Below are 3319 nucleotides of genomic sequence, written 5' to 3' on the forward strand. Positions count from 1 at the left end.
ATCCTACATATCCTACATATCCTACATATCCTACATATCCTACATATCCTACATATCCTACATATCCTACATATCCTACATATCCTACATATCCTACATATCCTACATATCCTACATATCCTACATATGTATCCTATGTATCCTATGTATCCTATGTATCCTATGTATCCTACATATGTATCCTATGTATCCTATGTATCCTATGTATCCTATGTATCCTATGTATCCTATGTATCCTATGTATCCTATGTATCCTATGTAACGGGTGGTCTTTGGTGGGTATCTGGCGGGCGCCTTCGCTAGTTAATCCCCTAGCATGCGTGTCAAGTAGAGTGGGGCCGTTTCGGAAAGACTGATTTCAGGTGGTTAGAAACCTCCTCTCAATCGTCGGACCCGGTATCTAGTGCATTTCTGAAATAGGCTTGGTTCGGCGAGTGGCGCCGTGAGCATGATCTCGGAAGCGGTCGTAAGCCCCATTCAGTGCATCAGGCATTGGGCGTGATGAGTGGGTCCCAAGCACACGTTCAGCATCATCGTTTGCGAGGGAGGTCCGCAACCGAGGAGTTGAGGAATTAGGCCCATTGGCGGATGTGAGCCTGCAGTCTCCGCTCATCGCAGGAGAATGAATAATTCTCTCCGGGAGCCAGGGCGTATTTTTAAGTGGAACTAGGTCGGGGCTTTAGGCGATGGTGCAGACTGTCAGCAGAAGATTTCAGTGCACGCCGTTTTCGCGCAGCCATAGCGAACTATTTGCTACCAGTTGAGTTACTAGTGCGCTTTCCCGGCCGTGATCGCTTCGACTCCTAACGGCATTGTCGTCAGCCAGTAAGTCCTTCAACCTGTCCAGTGCCTGCGCCTGGAGCGACTGGATTGCCCGTAGCCGCGATTGCTCCGTCATTCTTGCAAGACATTGTGTAGAAACAAGGTGTGCGATCAGCCGTCCCTGGTAGCGAGCGTTGGGGTGGTCATTCCTTGTGAACCGCTTCTTTTCTACGTCGTCCGGTGTTATGCAGAAAAGCTCCATGAGCTGAGCTTGATCTAGCAACAAGAAGCCGAACTCGTGGGCGCGTTCGCCGATGGGCAATGCATAGTCCTCAACGAACAGGAGGTAGCCGTCGTGCTTGAGTAGATTGGCAAGTGCTGAGTTGCCACCGAACTCAGCCATCCAATCGTCTGGATGCACTTCATGCAGGACATTGCAGACGATCGCTACGTCAGCAAAATTACTGCCGTGCAATTCAGCCATTTCGGGCAGACTCGAAAACGCGCGCCGTTTGGATTCACGGGTGCCATAAAGCATCGAAGAAAGGGCTTGGCAAGCATCGGCGTCCGGCTCGTGCGGTTCATACGCAAAATAGTCTACGACTGATTCCAATGATGCCCCGTCTGACTCTTGAGCGATTGCATCTAGCAGTCTCCCTTTGCCTGAGCCAAAGTCGATGACGCACAAAGGCTGCCCCGTCACCCGTATCCGGCCCATCACTTGGCGAATCTGTTCTAACTGCGGATCACCTTGGCTATAGCCGATGACTCCCGGCTCAAGCAGGCATTGTCGTAGAAACACTGTGGATGCTAGGCGAGATGGCAGCAGAGTTAGATCATTAACGCGACGGGCACCATCTGGGCCGCCGAGTAGGCTGTCTAGTACCTTCTCCGGGGAACGTCCTGCGGGTATGAATCTACCGCTATCGGCAAACCATAGACAGTTCGGATCCTGGGCCGATAGATGTGCGATTAGCGGTACCGAGTGAGTAGAAATCCACAGCTGACCATCTGTCAATAGTTCTTGCAGTCGATCCACAAGCTCATTGAGAACTGCTGGATGAAGGTGGTTCTCAGGCTCGTCGAGGAAGATTATGCAATCATGCAAGGAGTTGTCTTTGGCGTGCAGCATGCACGACAGTTGGAAGAGAACCTTCTGCCCTTGCGATAGTAAGGTAGAGTATTTTTCAGTAAAACCTTCTAGGCGTATGTTGAGATCATCGCCCAAGACCATTTGAACTTCACTGCCGAGTAGGCTGTCTAGAATGTTGAGAAGGTCCTTTTCTGCTTGCTGATGCGTTCGCGTTCGAGGGTCCGCATTAATCCGGCCTCTCTCGGCCAGGGCCGCACGCATTATTTTTCTTGCGTGTGCTGGTGCACCAGTGTCTGTTCCTTGTGATGAAAGCGATTGCGCAAACGATACGGCCCGTGACTCCGCCTCGAAATCGTTTATTGTCCCAGGATCCACTAGCTCCGTCGATCGAGGGACGAATGAGACTATTTTGGGCATCCCGGGGCCGCTTATGCCCAGGACTTCCGCTATTGCTAGGTCTTTCTGTAATCGCGCAGATTTGTTTCTGGCGACAGCCAGCTCTTGCTCAAGCGATTGCTGGGTTTCAATTGTCGGGTCGATTTCCAGAGAACTGCGAGCAGTCACTGCGAGTTTTCTTTTGATCGCTTGAATATTCGTCGCTGCATGCGATATCTGCAGTTTAATTTGCTCCCTCTCTGCGCTGGGGAGGTATTTATTCGCAACCCCTGTGATTGTTGTAAGTAGTCGCGTTTTCCCTGAGCCATTTTTCCCGGCAACAACAACACACTTGCCGAGGTTTCGCATTTGTAACGGCTTTTCTAAAGGTAGTGTTGCCAGCCCGATACCCATTTCATCGAAAACCTCTTGGCTTAAGTTAATCGACTCAATTTTCACTCTTCGCTCCACGCTGTTGTTTGCGGTCGCTTAGTGCTGGCCGTCCGCCTTGAAAAGTTGGATCGGACACTGTGCAATGGAATTTCATTTCGGGCTGTTGTTTTCGCTGCGATGTGCGATTGGCAATACAGTGCGGGTGATCTATCGGTCTTGATCTGCGGCTTGGAATTTCTTCCGCGCAAAAAATGATAATTTTTGGTAACCGTGCGTGGCGTGGTGCCCGTATTTCAGGCGATGCAACTGTTGATCTTTCGTCTGGATAACCGTACACAGTTTAGATGCTGGTTGGCAATTACCAACTTTTGACGATTCAATAACGATGTTACTTGAATTCCTTTATTGACCGGGTCATCTGCCTGGAATGCGTGTGCCCGATGTTGTGGCATGCCAGGGCGACGGGAGCCTGAGCCAGTACAGGCTGAGCATAGTTCAAGTCCAGGTGGAGGGCATCGTCAAATTCGACCGCACTGGCGAGGCTCGCCGCCAACCTGTTGCTCTTCGGGCTGCAGACTTGAAGCGCCCCGGGTTTCATGGAGGCCCGTTGGGTTAAGTCAGGCTTCCGTCAAGGCAGTCTGACTGGCGAGTTGCCGGTAGTAGTTTGCCTCAGCCTCTGCGGGTGGGATGTACCCG

At 51.2% G+C, this 3319-nt stretch carries 1 protein-coding gene; it reads right to left on the reverse strand.

What is annotated here, in order from left to right; translation table 11 throughout:
- Positions 1-712 precede the first annotated feature (712 nt).
- Positions 713-2689, reverse strand: coding sequence for an AAA family ATPase (locus AACH00_RS19765; RefSeq protein ID WP_341400900.1), 1977 nt, complete (start codon positions 2687-2689; stop codon positions 713-715).
- Positions 2690-3319 lie beyond the last annotated feature (630 nt).

The organism is Ideonella margarita, assembly GCF_038066635.1.
Classification (GTDB): Bacteria; Pseudomonadota; Gammaproteobacteria; order Burkholderiales; family Burkholderiaceae_C; genus Ideonella; species Ideonella margarita.